Origin of the sequence: Actinoplanes sp. NPDC051411 (assembly GCF_040682075.1) — a bacterium.
Taxonomy (GTDB): Bacteria; Actinomycetota; Actinomycetes; order Mycobacteriales; family Micromonosporaceae; genus Actinoplanes.
In genome coordinates this window covers 74,400-88,899 of record NZ_JBFBAD010000011.1, presented here as the reverse complement: position 1 = coordinate 88,899, position 14,500 = coordinate 74,400, and the positions used below count along the sequence as shown (strand labels likewise).

Sequence of the window (14,500 nt, the reverse complement as noted above, 5' to 3'; positions counted from 1 at the left end):
CTACTCGATGACCTGGTAGTAGCCGAGGTATTCCAGCAACGGCGCCTGCGACCGTACGCTGCGCGCGTAGAGATACAACGATGCGGCGTCGCGCCCGTATCGCGCTGGCGGTAGCCGCGGCAGACTGTTGCTGATGGCTTCCTTGTCGTATTCCTGCTTCGTCAGGTCATCGGCGGTCGTCCGGTGGAGCGTGCCGGCGAGGCCGTAGCTGCGGTCGAGTTCGATGAACACCGCGGTAGACAGGTCCTCGAGCAGCGCGCGTGCCTGGTCATGACCGCGCGCTGACACACTGCCCGGATGATCAACTGGCTCCGGCGCCGCTCGAGATGCCGTGCAACGCGCTGATCTCGGCCGGTGCCCGGGCCGCAGCTCAACGGCCAATCCGCCATCGCCGCCCGCGATCGTCAGGCTGCTCGGACCCGGCGCAGGACCGAACTTGAACGCCAGACGCAGTCCAGCAGCACCGTCGGTGACCGGCTCGTCCGTCTCCGGCGGCCCCACGACCACGCCAGGAATCCTGCTCAAACTGGTCCCCAGAAGAGTGACCTCCGCAACGATCCGCTGTTGGTCGGGATCGAGGATCGCCTCGTAGCCCTGCAGAGCCGTCCATCGCTCGAACGGAAACTTCAGCAAGACCTCGGCTTCGTCGCCACCGTGGAGGCTCACACCGCGGAAACGCTGCCCGGACGGCAGAAAGACGCGCATCCCGTACGGCCCTTCGCCCTGGCCGGTCTTCGGGTTCGTGAACTGCGTCCACCACGCCTCGAGACCCGCTGCCACCGCACGATCCGCAACCTTGGCCAGCCGTGGGTCACGCCCGGGCACCGACCCGCCGCTACCGCCCTCCGCGTCGAGACCCTCGTGTTCATCGCCCACATCACGAAACATCGCACAACATCAATGTCCGGAAATTCGAGCTAGGCGGCGAGCTCTCCCGTGGGCCCCGAGACTTCACAGCACTCCGCTCAGTCGATGATCTCTTCGAGCTGCTGACGTCTGCCCGCCGCTACCCGCATAGACCTGCGAACGCCGACGGCTGCCCCTGTTGCTGGCGTACGAGGTCGGTGACGCGAGGCACTTGGGAAAGATCGCAAATCACCGGTCTCACCGGTGTAGTAGTTGCTCTCAGGGTCAGTGGGAGCTCGCTGGTCGGCGTACACGCTCACGGACGATTCGGACGTGATGAGGCTGCCGTCGGTGCCTGTCGGCTCGTTTCTCAGGCGTGTCCGTCGATGTGGCCTGCCGGATAGCGGTGAGGATCGTCTCGGCCGTGCACTTAGCCTCGGCTCGGGCGAGTGCGTCGGGGACGGTGCCGTAGACGTCGGCGGTGAAGGCGTGGCTGGAATGCCCGAGCAGGTGTTGCACGGTGTGCAGGCTGGCCGAGCCGTGCAGTGCGTTCATCGCGGTCCCGTGTCGCAAGTCGTGCAGCCGGACCGGCGGCAGCCCGCACTCGACCACCAGGGCGGTGAAGCGGTGCGTAAGCCAGCCCGGCCGGATCGGCCGCCCATCCGGCCACGCGAACACGAAACCGGTGTCCTCGGCGATCGTTCCGTGAGCCTCGTACCTGCGTTGTTGCAGCCGCCGGTGGTCGGTGAGGACTTGGACGGTGGCGGGGTCGAGGGTGATGGTCCGGTTGCCGGCAGCCGTCTTGGGTTCGGAGTCGGCGACAGCGCCGGGTAGTTCGACCAGGGTTTGGGTCACCGTCAGGGTGGCGTCGGCCAGGTCGACGTCGACCCAGCGCAGTCCGACGAGTTCACCGCGGCGCAGCCCGCGCAGGCCGGCTAGCCACCACAAGGCGTACAGGTCGTCGTCGACGACCGCGGTCAAGAAGGTGGCCAATTGCTCCGGTGTCCAGACCGCGATCTTCGGGCGGGTGCCGTCCCGCCGCCAGGCCGCCACCCGCGGCTGCGACCAGGCAACCGGCCGGGTCCGGCGAGGCGAGGGCAGCTCGAGCATCCGGGCCGGGTTGTCGGTCAGGTAGCCGTGGGCGACCGCCGCGTTCAGCGCCCGGCGCAAGGTGGCCCGGACCTGCTGCACCGTCGAAGCGGTGATCTTCACGTGGTACCGGTTCGTGTGCTCCGCGAGTTCGTCGAACATCGCCTGAACCTGTGCCCGGGTCAACGCGCCGAGCCGGTGATGGCCCAGGGCGGGACGCAGCACGTTGACGACGTGTGCGGTGTACGCGGTGGCCGTGGACGGGCGGACCCGCTTCGGCAACGACGCGACCCAGGTGTCCAGCCAGGCGGCGACGGTGAGCCCGGCATCGTCGGCGGGTTGCGGCGCCTGACCGACGAGATCCTGGCGGGCCTGCTCGGCGTCTTGCGCGGTGCGGAATCCACCGCGGCGGACGCGTTGACGGCCGAGCCGGACCGAGAAGTACCAGGAGCCGTGACCGGGGTCGGTTGCCAGCCACGGGCAGTTGTCGCCGTAGCGGCGGCCGGTGGCGGGGTTGGTGCAGCCGCACCGACGGTAGACGGGAGAGTAATCGTTCATGGCTGTTGTTCCATACCTATCTGCGCATCTTGCGCGATAGTCGGAACGGCCGGCTTCAACCAACGCTTCCGCGCACCCGGAACAACTACACGATCGTGGTTCACGTTTGATGGCCTCGCCGATCAGCCGCGTCCGCCCTTGCACCCAACATCACGCCGCCCGGCGAGTACCAGCCGCCGTCGAGAGGCGAACCGACTCCCAGTCGCGCAAGCAGGGCCGCGAGCGGCAAGACTCCCGCGTCGCTCCCGACCAGCACCGCCTTCTGCGCGGTAGCACCATCCATAGTGGATGGTTTGGGGGCACGTTGGGGGACGACTCAGTACCGGAACAGGGCGGCAGCCGACGGCATGACGTGTCACGCCGTCGGCTGCCTCACCTGCTAAAATGACACCTGGCGGCACGCCGCGAGAGTCCGCGACAGTCAAGATCGCAGACTCTTAATCCGCGGGTTGTAGGTTCAAGTCCTACGCGGCGCACCACGCTTCACCAGGGCGTATACCTTTTTGAGCTATGCGCCCTTGATCTTTGTGGGACGTATGTGGGATTGCGGGCCGCAGCGGCGAGCACCAGCTTCGCGGTGGCTTCGGCCGCGTAGGCCAGCAGGTCGGTCAGGACGCTGGTGTAGGTGTCGGCCGTGAGCAGCCCGGGCTGCGCCTACACCGTCTTGAGATCGACCCTGGCGCATTGCGCGAGACTCGCCGCGCCGTGGCGCAGATCGTGCCGCCAGACCGGCGGCAGCCCGGACTCGCCGACCGGATGGTGGAGGCGGCGGGTCAGGAAGTCCGGGTGCAGCGGCGGCAGCGCGGACGCGGACAACTACACGATCGGGCGCCGGGCGGCGCACGCGTGGGGGTTCGAGTCGCCGTCGCCGCTGACTGAGCGTTGAGTCGAACCGCCGAGCTGGAGGGGGACCCCGGCAGGCGGTTCGACGTTGCGGGTCGTGAAGCGGAAACCGGGCGGACGGTCGACATCGACGATGTTAAACTCCCCCAGCCCTGCCGGTTGAGCAGGGAAAATGGGGGAAATCCTTGATGGACCGCTGGCGATCCATGCTGCGCTACGCGACCGTAGCCGCGCTCGGCACCACTGCCCTGGTCGCGGGCTTCGCGCCACCCGCCCAGGCCGCTTCTGCCACTACACCGCCGACTGTCACCGACGAAGGTTTGCTGAACCCGGACCGGCCCTGCGGCACGCAGGCCGACCACCCCAGCGCCGGGCAGTTCACCATGTTCACCGCGCACACGGTCGACACCAATCCGCCGCCCTCACCGACCACTTCGTTCGCGATCTGGCCGGACGGCCACCCCGACCAGCGGACCGTGGTCGGCTCGTCAGTCGGCGCCACCCCGCGCCTCCAGGTCGACCTTCGCGGCTACGCCGACGGGACGGTGCTGGCGTGGACCGCCCAGGCCGGCGACGCCTCCGGGCCGGGGCCGGACGGGGCGGTCTGCTACCTGACCGTCGACAACACCGCGCCGCCGACCCCGCTGGTCTCGTCGAAGAAGTACGCCACCGCCGACTACCCGGGCACCGGCGGTGCCGGCGTGCCGGGCACCTTCGTCTTCGACACCGGCGGCAGCCGCGACGTGACCAGCTTCGAGTACTCGGTGAACAGCATGCCGCGGTCGGCCGGCAACCCGGTCGTGGCGCCCAACCATCCGGGCGGCCGGGCCAAGGTCAGCATCACGCCGTCCAGCTGGGGCCCCGAGTACGTCGAGGTGCGCTCGCTGGACGCGGCCGGTAACGCCAGCGACTGGACGAAGTACACCTTCTATGTGCGCAACAGCGCCCCGTTCGCCACCATCGACGTCGCCGGGATCGGCCTGAACAGCCACATCAGTCTGCAAGCGGTCTCCACCGACGTGACCTCGTTCGGGTACGCGGTCGACGGCGGACCGGAGACGCGGGTACCCGCGGCCGGCCAGAAGGCGACCGGCGACCTGGTCTTCACCAGCGCCGGGACGAAGGCGATCGTCGAGCACTCGTACGCCGGGAAGAAGCTGGCCGGCGCGCACACCGACCAGATCGTAGTGACCGACGCGCCCGGTGTCAGCGGCGGCGCCGATCCGATCTCGGGCCGGCCCGACACCTTCACCCTCACCGCGCGTTCGGTCGGGGTGGTCGCCTTCAAATACGACTTCGGCGGTGACCAGCAGCAGATCACCGCTGGAGCGGACGGCTCGGCCACGCTGTCGTGGACGCCCCCCGCCGGCGGCACCTACACGATCATGGTGACCTCGGTGGACCCGGCCGGCCACGAGTCGGCCGCGGCGCAGCAGACGTTCTACGTGATCGACGCCCACCCGAGCGTCGGGATCAACGACACCCCGGTCCTCGGTCAGCCGATCGAGGTCTTCCTGTGGACCGACGTTCCGGGGGTGACCGGTTTTGTCTACACCTTCGACGGTGGGGCGCAGCAGTCGGTCGACGGGTCGAACACGGCCGTCGACGTGGTGCCCGGCCATGCCGGGGACAGCCCGTTTACCGCGCAGGGGGTGCTGGCCGACGGCACGCTGACACCGCCGACGACGATCCAGATCAGCGTGCCGGATGCGCCGGGGGTGGCGCTGACCGGGCCGTACGGGAACGATGCCGTCGCCGGACGGCCGGCTACCTTCACGCTGAGCCCGGCCACCCCCGACGTCGTGGGTTACCGGTACACGCTGGCCGACGGGACGAGCGGGACGGTCGACGGGGCCACGATCACCTACACCCCGTCCGACCCCGGCTACGGCGCACTGACCGTCCGCGGTGTGCACCGGGACGGCTCGCTGTCGGCCAGTGCGGAGTTCGACTACACCGTGCTCGATCCGCAGGTCGACACCTGGGGCATTTACGAGAACGGCTGGTTCACCTTCTCCGGCCAGCTGATGGACGTGACGGTCTCGTACCTGTGGCATGTGAACGACGGCGCGGTACAAGAGACGCCGGCCGACCCGGACGGCAACGCGACCTTCGTGCAGTACGCGGCGCCAAACGGAGAGAACCACCTCTACATCCAGCGGGTCTTCACCGACGGCGCGGTCTCGCCGCTGCAGGACGTGACTTTCTAGTAGTGCCATCTCTGAGCGCCGGCCCCGGCTTGCACGGTTTTGAGGTCGATTTCGGCGCAGTGGGCGAGGCCGGCGGCGCCCTGGCGCCGGCGGACCGGCGGCGCGCCCCGTCCTCGGTGATGAATGCGTAGCCGGAGTCCCGCCACGCTTTCTCCGGCTGCGCGTTGCCGGCGGCGGTATGAAAACCCCGCCACCGCGCCTCGCCCGGCATCGCTGTGGTGCCGGTTTCGGAGTCGTCTCCGATTGTTCCTCGGCGTGAGGCTCAACCTGATCGGCTGGGTCAGCGTCGTGGTGTTGTGCCGACCACGAGACCGTAGGAATCTCTCACCAGCCGCCGCACCAGGGCCTCGTCGATGCCGGGACCGGCGGCGGCGCTGACCCAGTGGCGCTTGTTGGTGTGGTAACCAGCCGTGATCTCCGCAAACTGCCCGCGGAGCATGACTGCCTCTTCTGGGTCCGCCTTGACGGTCACGACGGCATGACCCGGCATGTCGGTCATGAGTAGGAAGACCTTGCCGCCGACCTTGTAGGTCTCCCAGTTCGGGTTGACGCGGTGTTCGAGGGTGACGCCGGGCAGCGATGTCGCCATATCGTGCGCGACCTGCTGCAGCTCCTGCTCGTCCATGACGTTCGCCTCATTCCTCGATCAGGCGAAGGTGAACAGCTGGTCAGGCTCAAAGCGGGAGATCGCGGTGGTGTACTGCTTGTTCAGGTCGGGGTATCCCAGCGCCAGCAGCACGGTCGTGGTGTATCCGGTCTTGCGGATGTCGAACGCCTTGTCGACCGTGACCGGGTCGAAACCCTCCAGCGGCATGGCCTCGACGCCGAGCTCGGCGGCGGCCATCATCAGCAGGCCCATCACCATGTAGGTCTGCTTCTCCATCCAGTGGTAGGTGTCCTTGTAGGTATAGGTGCGCAGGTTCACGAAGTCGCGGGTCATGTACTCCCAGTTCTCCTGCTTCGCGACGGTCGGGAACCGGCCGTCTTCGCGCTCCTTGTCGAACACAGCGTCCAGGTGCTCGGCGGGGATGTCCGCGCGGGTGGTCATGATGATCGTGTGCGAGGAGTTCGTGATCTTCTCGCCGTTGTCGGCGAACCGCTCGCCGAGGTTCGCGGCCAGCTTCGCCTTACTCTCCGGGGTGGACAGAACGATGAAGTGGTTCGGCTGGATGTTCGTGGAGGTGGGGGCAGACCGGAGGAACTTCAGCAGCTGCCGGATCGTCTCCTCGGGGATCGTCTTGGTGCCGTCGAAGTACCGGCTGAGGTGCTTGTTCATGATCTTGTCGAGGTCCACGGAGTTCTGCTTTCTCTAGGTCAGGTTGATGTGGCGTCGATGGTCTGCGGGTCAGGACGCGGCGGCGAGCAGGTCGTTCACGCGGCCGAAGCCGATACCGGCGGTGGCCGTGGCGATGTCGCCGCGCTGTAGTGCCTGCGCGGCCTGCTCGAGCGCGGTGAGTGCGTTGGCGTACAGCGCGGGGCCGAGGCTTACCCGCTTGACGCCCACTTTCTGCAGTTCGGCGACGGTCAGCACGTGGTCCGCCGGGGAGATGAGCACGTTCACCGGCGTCGGTGCGACGGCGGTGATGATCTTCACGAGGGAGTCGAGGTCGGGCGGGAACGGTGCGAAGAGCACGTCGGCGCCGACTTCGGCGAACGCCGTCAGCCGCCGGATGGTGTCGTCGAGGTCGGGACGTCCCTGGAGGTAGTTGTCGGTGCGGCCGGTGACGACGATCCGTCCCTTCGCGGCCCGCACTGCGGCGCGGACGCGGTTCACCGCGTCGTCGAAGCCGCGGATCGGGGCCTCGGTGTTCCCGCTGGTGTCCTCGATCCCGATGCCGGCGAGCCCGTGGTCGACCGCGGCGTTCACCGTTGCGGCGACGTCCTGGGCGGTCTCGCCGTAGCCGTCTTCGAAGTCGCCGTTCACGGGCAGGCCGGTCACGCGAGCCAGCAGCGCAGCGTGCCCCAGGTGCTCCTTGGCCGACACGCTGTGGCGTCCGTCCAGTCGTCCGAGCGTGGCCGCCAGCGCCGCCGATGAGGTGCCGATGGCCTCGAATCCGGCGTCGGCGAGGATCAGCGCCGAGACCGCATCCCAGGCATTGGGCAGCACGTGGCCGCCTTCGCGCGTGTGGAGTGCCATGAACTTCTCGTAGAGCTCAGTGCCGGCCATGATTTGTTCCTTCGGGTGGGGGTGTTCAGGCGGGAGATGAAGACACCGCCATCAGCACGTGGTTGACGATTCCTGGTGACCGGCATTGCTGCGTCGTGTCCGCCGATTCGTGACGCTTCGGTCAGATGGCCAACCCCGCGCCTCCGGATACGACGATCTCTTGCCCGGTGATGTACGCGGCGTCGTCCGAGGCCAGAAACGCGACCGTCCCGGCGATGTCTTCCGGTGTAGCGAGGCGGCCGAATGGATGGCGCTCGGCCATCGCTGTCATCGTCCCGGCGACGTCCTCGGTTGCCGTTCGGATCGAGGCTCTCGTCATGGGAGTGTCGGTCATGCCCGGGCTGACCGCGTTGATGCGAATCCGGCGCGGTGCGAGTTCGAGGGCAAGGGTTGGGATCATGGACAGCATCGCGCCGTGGGAACCAGCCGCGACACTGCTGCCGGTAAGGCTGCGCGTTGCTCCGATCCCTACGGTGACGATGACCGATGCGCCGTCAGCCAAGAGCGGCAGGGCCTTGGCCAGGGTGAAGAACACGCCTTTGGTGTTGACGGCGAACACCTCGTCGTACCCCGCTTCGTCCCAGTGCTCCAGTGTCATGGGACGGTTGACGCCGGCGTTGAGGAACAGCGTGGTCAGGCTTCCGAAGCGTGCTCCGACTTCGGATATGACCTTGTCGATGTCCGACAGAGACCGTGCGTCAGACTGCAAGACCACGATGTCGTCGGGCAGTTCTTCGCGCGCGCGAGCCACGCTCTCCGGGCGTTGTCCGGTGACGGCTACGCGGTAACCGCGATCGTGCAGAGTCCGTGCGGCAGCCTTCCCGATTCCGCTGGTGCCACCCGTAATCAGGGCCGTACGTGCCGACATGACATTCTCTCCTTCGTTATTTGATGGACTAGAAGGTCCACAGGAATGCGCTGAAGCCATGGTATCCGCTGGTACGGCCGGAGTCAGACCACCTTGTGATGGACTATACAGTCCGAGTTGCGAGGCTGTTCGCGTGACCGCGACTCGCACCGGGACGAGTGCGACCAAGGAGCGGGCCTTCGCGTTCGATATGTCGCGCCATCGGGCAAGGGCCGCGGGTTTGCCGCGAGGACAGCGGGGGATACACGGACATCGATATGTTCGACCACTGGGAGCATCCCATGAGACGAGGAATTCGCAGCGTGGCCGTCGCGGCGCTGACCACGGCCGTTGCGGCAACGGCACCGGCGCCGCGGGCGTCGGCCGCGGCGGACGGCGACTGGACGACCTATCACCACGACAACGCACGCTCCGGGGTTACCGCCGGCCTCGCACCGCTGGGCACCCTGTCGCGTGCCTGGACGGCGACGCTCGACGGCGCGGTCTACGGGCAGCCCCTGGCGGTCGGCGACCGCATCTTCGCCGCTACCGAGAACGACACCGTCTATGCGCTGGACGCGTCCACCGGGGCCGTGGTCTGGTCGACGCACGTCGGAACTCCGGTGCCACGTTCGTCGCTGCCCTGCGGCAACATCGATCCGCTGGGCATCACCAGCACGATGGTGTACGACCCGGCGACCGGCCTGCTCTTCGCGCTCGCCGAGCGCACCGGCCCGGAACACGTGCTGGTGAGCATCGACGCGGCCACCGGACAGATCAGCGAGCAGCGGACCGCCGAGCCGCCGAGCGGGGACGTGATCGCGCACCAGCAACGCGCCGCGCTCAACCTGCTCGGCGACCGGGTCTACATCGCCTACGGCGGCCTGGCCGGTGACTGCGCCAACTACATCGGGTCGGTCGTCTCGCTGCCCACCACCGGCACCGACGCCCCGGACTCCTACGCCGTGCCGACCACCCGGGAAGGCGGCATCTGGGCGCCCGGCGGCGCCACCGTCGTCGGCAACAATCTTCTGTACGCGGTCGGCAACGGCGAAAGCACCTCGGGCGCCTACGACGGCAGCGACTCGGTCCTCGCCCTGAGCCCTGACCTGCAGCTCGCGGATCGGTTCGCGCCGAGCACGTGGGCGGCGGACAATGCTTCCGACCTCGACCTGGGCTCGATGACGCCCGCGCTGGTCGGGTCGTACGTCTACGCCGACGGCAAGCGCGGCACCGCGTACACGATGCGTTCGGGTTCCCTGGGCGGCATCGGCGGGCAGGTGGCACAGGCCACGGTCTGCCGCGCGTACGGCGGCGCCGCCGTGGACGCGGACACCGTCTACGTGCCGTGCACCGACGGGCCACGCGCGGTCCGGGTCGACTCCGCGGGCGGAATGCAGGTGCTCTGGCGCGGGCCGTCCACCGCGAAGGGTTCCCCGGTCGTGGGCGGCGGCGCGGTCTGGGTCGTCGACTACGACGGCGGCACCCTCTTCGCGCTCGACCCGGCGACCGGAGCGGTGCTCCAGCAGATCTCCGTCGGGGTCTGCCCGCACTTCACCTCCCCGACGCTGGCCCACGACCGGGCCTATGTCGGCACCACCACGGGCGTGGTGGCCGTCGCCGGCGCCTGACCGCCGACACGGAAACCTCGCCCGAAGGCACCTTGGCGTCGACGAGCATCGGCACAGAGCTCACGCGTCCCTCTTTGCCCCTGCCGTGAGGGCTATTCCTCGGCGATGGAGAGGGCTCGGGACGGGCCGAGCCCGACGGCGTCGCGTACGTGTTCGGCGGCTTCGCCCTCGGGGTGGTCGGTCAGCAGCGTCACGATGCCGTCGTCGTCCTGGTCGAATACGGCCGGTTCGGCCAAGACGCATTGTCCGGCACCGACGCAGACGCCGGTGTCTGCCGTGATCCGCATCGGGTGCTCCTTACCAGGTGACGGGAAGTTCGTAGGCGCCGTAGAGGCCGGCGTCCGTCTTGAACGCGAGGTCGTCGACCGGCTTGGCGAGCCGCAGGCCGGATGCGGCGGAACAGCGTGTCGAAGACGATGCGCAGCTCCATCCGGGCCAGGTTCTGACCGAGGCCAGCAGCAACGCCATGCTGACCAGGCTCGCGTGGTCGAGGGTGCGGTCCCTGCCGCTCCGCTGAGGGCACGCTCCGGCGGATCGCCGTGGCGGTGCGGCTCTGGAAGAAGTCATGGTCGTGTACGGCGCGCCGAGCAGCTCACAGATCACCAGGGACGGCACCGGCAGGGAGAGGGCCTGGACCAGGTCCACCGGGCGCTGCCCGGTGGCCAGGATGTCGTCGATGAAGCCGTCGACGATCGCCTGGATCCGCGGCTCCAGGGCGTTCAGCCGCTTCATGGTGAACTCGCCGAGTACCACGCGGCGGGTGGCGGCGTGCTGTTCACCGTCCATGCTGAGCATCACCGGCGGTTGGTCGCGGAACCGTTGCCGCGCCGCCGGATCGGAGTCGACGAGCGGGAAATTCTCGTCGCCCCGGTTGGCGGAGAAGCGGCGGTCGGCGAGGACGGCGCGGCTTTCCTCGTGTCCGGACACGACCCACACTTCGGGGCCGGTCACCAGGTGGGCCCGGTTGATCGGGGCCTGCTCGCGCAGCCGCGCGTAACCCGCGGGTGCGGCGAACGGACAGCCACGCTCGACCGGAAGCTCAAGGTCGGGCGGCATTGCAGCGGATTCTGGTGTCGGCCGAGCAGGAACTGGCCGCCGACGGGTCCGACGACCTCACGATGGCCGCCGTCGCGGAACGCGCCGGCATGTCGGTGGGCTCGATCTAGCGCCGGTTCGAGGGCAAGGAGCAACTGCTCAACGCGGTCAAGGACCGGCTGCTGACCCGCGTGGAGGACGACATCGCCGCAGCCCTGCGCTCCGTGGAGGGTGGCCTGTCCGGGTCATCGACGTGTTCACCCGTACTCTCGCCGAAGGGTTCTCCGCCGGCGCCCACGTCATTCCGCACGTGGTCGGCGGCGCCCGGCCCATCGGGTCGTCCGAGCGTTCCCGGCGCGCACTGGAGCACATCCAGCAGCTGTACCTCGACGCGACCATCAACCACCTGGACGAGGTCCGCCGCTCCGACCCGGCGACCGCGCTGGCCATCGCCGGCCGGACGATCACGACCACCTGCATCCACCGGGCGGTCATCGGCCGGGACACCCTTGACGGGGTCTCCTTACCCCGGTGGTGCGAACAGGTCGCCGACATGGCCACCGTGTACCTGACCACCCCCGACCGCGGTCACCGTCCGGCCTGACGCGGACCACCCGGCGCCTGAATCGGCGGCGCGGTTCATCGAGGAAAGCGCGGAACCCCACCTATCGCGCGAGGCGTAGGAGAGTGGCGGCGTCCAGCTCATCAATGGCGGCTTCGTCCGGGTTCGAACCGGTGTGGCCGATGTGCACGACGCGGCAGCCGGCCGCGGTCGCACTGGCGACGCCGGTGACGGAGTCTTCGACCGCGACGCATTCCGGCGGGGTGAGTTGGAGGCGCTCGACGGCGTACAAGTATGGGGAAGGATCGGGTTTCGGCCGTTCGACGTCATCACCGCAGACGATCACGTCGAACAGGTCGGGCCGACGGTCGGGCAGGGCGCTGTCGACGAGAGGCCGGCTACTACTGGTCACGAGGCCGGTGGCCAGCCCGGCGGCCCGCACTTCCGAGACCAGCCGCAGAGCGCCCGGCAGCCACGCGACATGCTTGCGTAACGCCTGGCTGACGTTCGCCTCAAGCCACGCCACGTCGGTCGGCACGTCGCCGTCCCACCGCATCCGGCGGTGGACGGTGGCCACCGCGTCGGGAGTGCTCAGGCCGGTGAGGTCGTCGAGGACGCCGTCCGGCAGTTCGGCGAAGCGCGCGGTCGTCAGCGCCCGCCAGGCGGTCTGCCAGTAAGGCGCGCTGTCGAGCAAGGTCCCGTCGAGGTCGAAGAGCACCGCCCGCAGGATCACTTCTTCTCCTCCCTTGTCCGTGGGCCACGGCAAGCCGGACTCCGCCCATCATGATCGTGATCAGATCACGAAATCAATACGCCGCACCTCCGGTGGAATCCTGGGCCCAGAGGTTCGCCCAAACATATGTCGGATAGCTGACACATCTGCTGGCCGCCGCCGGGAGAAAGGAATTCCGGGAACCGGCCTAATCCAATGCCCTCTGCTTCGGCGATGGGTGAACCTCGTCGTTGTCGTCCCGGTCGGCCGAGGCGCCGGTTGCCCATCGCACGGCCATCTCGATGCTCTGCAGCACCGCGGGCAAGGCGGCCAGCAGCAGCAATGACCGGTTGCCCGCGTTCACGAGGACGATCGCCGAGCCCAGCCCGCCGGCCATGTATCCGACGGCGACGGTCACCCGAAGCGCCTTAATCACCGATTGCCTTGTCATGATTCCTCCCTGAGTCAATGGTCGGCCAGGGCGAATCCGCTCAATCGGGTTATGACGAGAACTGTGGAAGTCGGATGAAGTTCCGGTCCGGCGGGGACTGTGGAACGATGCCTGTTGACGGAACCTGACGCTTTCCTGAAGCGCGGTGATCAATTTGACGGTCCGCCTTCCGAGCTCCGCCGACCTCCCCGTGGGTCCTCATCGCGATCTGCTGGAATCGGTGCATCGCCTCTATCAAGCCGCGGGCCTGCCGGGGGTGCGGCGGATCAGTGACGAGATCAGGCGGCGCGACGAGTTCGCCGACACCGTCAGCCCGGAGACCGTGAGCAACATCCTCAACGGCAGCAGCGTCCCGCGATGGTCCAAGCTGGAGCCTGTCGTCCGAGTGCTCGCCGACGGTGCCACCGGTTCGTTCGATCGGGCCGTCGCGATCGAGAGGATCCACCAGTTGTGGCTGGCCACCCAGGATCTCGGATCCTTGCCGCCGGACGGGTCGGCGTCCGCGGACCAGCCGATGGAACCCGCGCTGGACACCCAGCTCACCTATCCGCCGGGGCTCGCGGTCATCAGCGAGGACGTCCGCATCCGGTACTCCGGGGGCCGATACGAATATCTGGTGGAGCGGCTGCTTTTCAACGAGGGCGACGACGGTGTGGATCAGTTCGACGTCAAGATCTCCGTGGATCGGTATCCGTATGACGCGGGCCGCTCCGCCGAACACCACCGCAACCACCCGCTGGCGTGGGACGAAATCTGTTTCGACGCCTCGTGCGACGGCGAGGCGATGGATTGGCTGCCACTGGAGGAGAACGACAAACTCAAAGTGGTGCGGCTGCGCTTCGGCAACGACGAGGCCGACTTCCCGCTGCTGCCGGGCCGGAAGTGCAAGATCCATTACGTAAGCACGTTCACCGATCAGCAGTGGGGGCGGTGGCTGCAACGGAGTATCCGGCTGCCAACCACGTCCCTGGTCATGCGGCTCGAGTTGCCCGCCGAACTGCAGCCGAACGTCTGGTCGTTGACCATGGACCCCGAAGGCGTGCCATCCTTCCGGAGTCGGCGCAAGGGCATACGCAAACACGCGACCTCGCATTTCGTCTGGCAGCCACGCGAGGTCCGTACCGGGTGGATGTACCGCATGGAATGGAGCTTCGGCGCCCTCTGACGCGACCACCCGAAGCGGCCGTCGAGACGGGTGTGGGCCCCCGGGCGGATGTTCCTGGCCGCCGGCCGGGTCACGGCAGGGTCAACCAGAACCGGCTTCCGCCACCGATGTTCTCTTCGATACCGATCCGGCCGCCGTGCCGCTCGACGATCCGCCGGCAGATGGCCAGCCCGCGCCCGGTGCCTGGGTAACCGCCGCTGTTCGCCGACCGGTGATATTCGTTGAACACCCGCGGCTGGTCGGCCGCCGGGACACCGATGCCCCGGTCGGCCACCTCGATACGTACGCCGCCGTCGCTCAGGGCCGTCGCGCTGAAGCGCTGGGCGGTGGGCTCGCGGTCCGTTCCACCGACGGCGGCACCACCGTCACTGCCACGTTGCCCCT

16 protein-coding genes and 1 pseudogene are annotated in these 14,500 nt (G+C 68.2%); 5 read left to right on the top strand and 12 right to left on the bottom strand.

All coding sequences use genetic code 11. The features are described 5' to 3' along the window. The 3 genes from AB0M88_RS08910 to AB0M88_RS08900 all read right to left on the bottom strand — a co-directional run bounded on the left by AB0M88_RS08910 (position 1) and on the right by AB0M88_RS08900 (position 3,309). Positions 1-888 carry a hypothetical protein gene (locus tag AB0M88_RS08910; protein ID WP_364097675.1) on the bottom strand — a complete coding sequence of 296 codons (888 nt, stop codon included), beginning with the start codon at positions 886-888 and terminating at the stop codon, positions 1-3. A 243-nt stretch (positions 889-1,131) separates the two neighbouring features. Then, a complete protein-coding gene (locus tag AB0M88_RS08905; protein WP_364097672.1) occupies positions 1,132-2,493 on the bottom strand; it encodes a tyrosine-type recombinase/integrase in 1,362 nt (453 codons plus the stop codon). A gap of 654 nt (positions 2,494-3,147) precedes the next feature. After that, positions 3,148-3,309 carry a hypothetical protein gene (locus AB0M88_RS08900; RefSeq protein WP_364097670.1) on the bottom strand — a complete coding sequence of 54 codons (162 nt, stop codon included), beginning with the start codon at positions 3,307-3,309 and terminating at the stop codon, positions 3,148-3,150. A gap of 215 nt (positions 3,310-3,524) precedes the next feature. Between AB0M88_RS08900 and AB0M88_RS08895 the strand changes: the two genes are divergently transcribed. Then, positions 3,525-5,546, top strand: coding sequence for a hypothetical protein (locus AB0M88_RS08895; protein WP_364097667.1), 2,022 nt, complete (start codon positions 3,525-3,527; stop codon positions 5,544-5,546). A gap of 280 nt (positions 5,547-5,826) precedes the next feature. On the opposite strand, the gene AB0M88_RS08890 is transcribed toward AB0M88_RS08895, so the two are convergent. The 4 genes from AB0M88_RS08890 to AB0M88_RS08875 form a co-directional block, all read right to left on the bottom strand. After that, entirely contained in the window at positions 5,827-6,171 is a 345-nt protein-coding gene (locus AB0M88_RS08890; protein ID WP_364097664.1) for an MmcQ/YjbR family DNA-binding protein, read from the bottom strand. A 21-nt stretch (positions 6,172-6,192) separates the two neighbouring features. After that, positions 6,193-6,840 (bottom strand): nitroreductase family protein, encoded by a 648-nt coding sequence (locus tag AB0M88_RS08885; protein ID WP_364097661.1) that lies wholly within the window; start codon positions 6,838-6,840, stop codon positions 6,193-6,195. A gap of 51 nt (positions 6,841-6,891) precedes the next feature. Continuing rightward, entirely contained in the window at positions 6,892-7,713 is an 822-nt protein-coding gene (locus AB0M88_RS08880) for an isocitrate lyase/phosphoenolpyruvate mutase family protein (protein WP_364097658.1), read from the bottom strand. Between the two features lie 121 nt (positions 7,714-7,834). Then, the gene (locus AB0M88_RS08875; RefSeq protein ID WP_364097655.1) at positions 7,835-8,581 is read right to left on the bottom strand and encodes an SDR family oxidoreductase; all 747 of its coding nucleotides are present in this window, start codon (positions 8,579-8,581) and stop codon (positions 7,835-7,837) included. A 281-nt stretch (positions 8,582-8,862) separates the two neighbouring features. On the opposite strand from AB0M88_RS08875, the gene AB0M88_RS08870 reads away from it, so the two are divergent. Continuing rightward, entirely contained in the window at positions 8,863-10,191 is a 1,329-nt protein-coding gene (locus tag AB0M88_RS08870; protein WP_364097652.1) for a PQQ-binding-like beta-propeller repeat protein, read from the top strand. Positions 10,192-10,283: 92 nt separating this feature from the next. On the opposite strand, the gene AB0M88_RS08865 is transcribed toward AB0M88_RS08870, so the two are convergent. Both AB0M88_RS08865 and AB0M88_RS08860 read right to left on the bottom strand, forming a co-directional pair. Continuing rightward, positions 10,284-10,478, bottom strand: a complete 195-nt coding sequence (locus AB0M88_RS08865; protein WP_364097650.1) for a (4Fe-4S)-binding protein — start codon at positions 10,476-10,478, stop codon at positions 10,284-10,286. Positions 10,479-10,488: 10 nt separating this feature from the next. Continuing rightward, positions 10,489-10,642 (bottom strand): annotated as a pseudogene (locus AB0M88_RS08860) (cytochrome P450); the annotation flags it as partial. Positions 10,643-11,246: 604 nt separating this feature from the next. Here AB0M88_RS08860 and AB0M88_RS08855 point away from each other — a divergent pair. Together AB0M88_RS08855 and AB0M88_RS08850 are read left to right on the top strand one after the other, a co-directional pair. After that, positions 11,247-11,357 (top strand): TetR family transcriptional regulator, encoded by a 111-nt coding sequence (locus AB0M88_RS08855; RefSeq protein WP_364097647.1) that lies wholly within the window; start codon positions 11,247-11,249, stop codon positions 11,355-11,357. Between the two features lie 122 nt (positions 11,358-11,479). Then, on the top strand, positions 11,480-11,830 hold the full coding sequence (locus AB0M88_RS08850; protein WP_364097645.1) for a hypothetical protein: 351 nt from the start codon (positions 11,480-11,482) through the stop codon (positions 11,828-11,830). A 61-nt stretch (positions 11,831-11,891) separates the two neighbouring features. On the opposite strand, the gene AB0M88_RS08845 is transcribed toward AB0M88_RS08850, so the two are convergent. Next, positions 11,892-12,521: an HAD family hydrolase gene (locus AB0M88_RS08845; protein ID WP_364097642.1), complete on the bottom strand. Its 630-nt coding sequence runs from the start codon at positions 12,519-12,521 to the stop codon at positions 11,892-11,894. 187 nt (positions 12,522-12,708) lie between these two features. Further along, positions 12,709-12,918, bottom strand: a complete 210-nt coding sequence (locus AB0M88_RS08840; RefSeq protein ID WP_364097640.1) for a hypothetical protein — start codon at positions 12,916-12,918, stop codon at positions 12,709-12,711. A 355-nt stretch (positions 12,919-13,273) separates the two neighbouring features. Between AB0M88_RS08840 and AB0M88_RS08835 the strand changes: the two genes are divergently transcribed. Further along, positions 13,274-14,116, top strand: coding sequence for a hypothetical protein (locus tag AB0M88_RS08835; RefSeq protein ID WP_364097637.1), 843 nt, complete (start codon positions 13,274-13,276; stop codon positions 14,114-14,116). Positions 14,117-14,186: 70 nt separating this feature from the next. On the opposite strand, the gene AB0M88_RS08830 is transcribed toward AB0M88_RS08835, so the two are convergent. Then, a complete protein-coding gene (locus AB0M88_RS08830; protein WP_364097797.1) occupies positions 14,187-14,417 on the bottom strand; it encodes a HAMP domain-containing sensor histidine kinase in 231 nt (76 codons plus the stop codon). Positions 14,418-14,500 lie beyond the last annotated feature (83 nt).

Bases quoted from the DNA above. Each gene is read 5' to 3' on its own strand.
- AB0M88_RS08865 (WP_364097650.1), bottom strand. From the start codon at position 10,478: ATGCGGATCACGGCAGACACCGGCGTCTGCGTCGGTGCCGGACAATGC.
- AB0M88_RS08870 (WP_364097652.1), top strand. From the start codon at position 8,863: ATGAGACGAGGAATTCGCAGCGTGGCCGTCGCGGCGCTGACCACGGCC.
- AB0M88_RS08875 (WP_364097655.1), bottom strand. From the start codon at position 8,581: ATGTCGGCACGTACGGCCCTGATTACGGGTGGCACCAGCGGAATCGGG.
- AB0M88_RS08880 (WP_364097658.1), bottom strand. From the start codon at position 7,713: ATGGCCGGCACTGAGCTCTACGAGAAGTTCATGGCACTCCACACGCGC.
- AB0M88_RS08890 (WP_364097664.1), bottom strand. From the start codon at position 6,171: ATGGACGAGCAGGAGCTGCAGCAGGTCGCGCACGATATGGCGACATCG.
- AB0M88_RS08910 (WP_364097675.1), bottom strand. From the start codon at position 888: ATGTTTCGTGATGTGGGCGATGAACACGAGGGTCTCGACGCGGAGGGC.
- AB0M88_RS08905 (WP_364097672.1), bottom strand. From the start codon at position 2,493: ATGAACGATTACTCTCCCGTCTACCGTCGGTGCGGCTGCACCAACCCC.
- AB0M88_RS08895 (WP_364097667.1), top strand. From the start codon at position 3,525: ATGGACCGCTGGCGATCCATGCTGCGCTACGCGACCGTAGCCGCGCTC.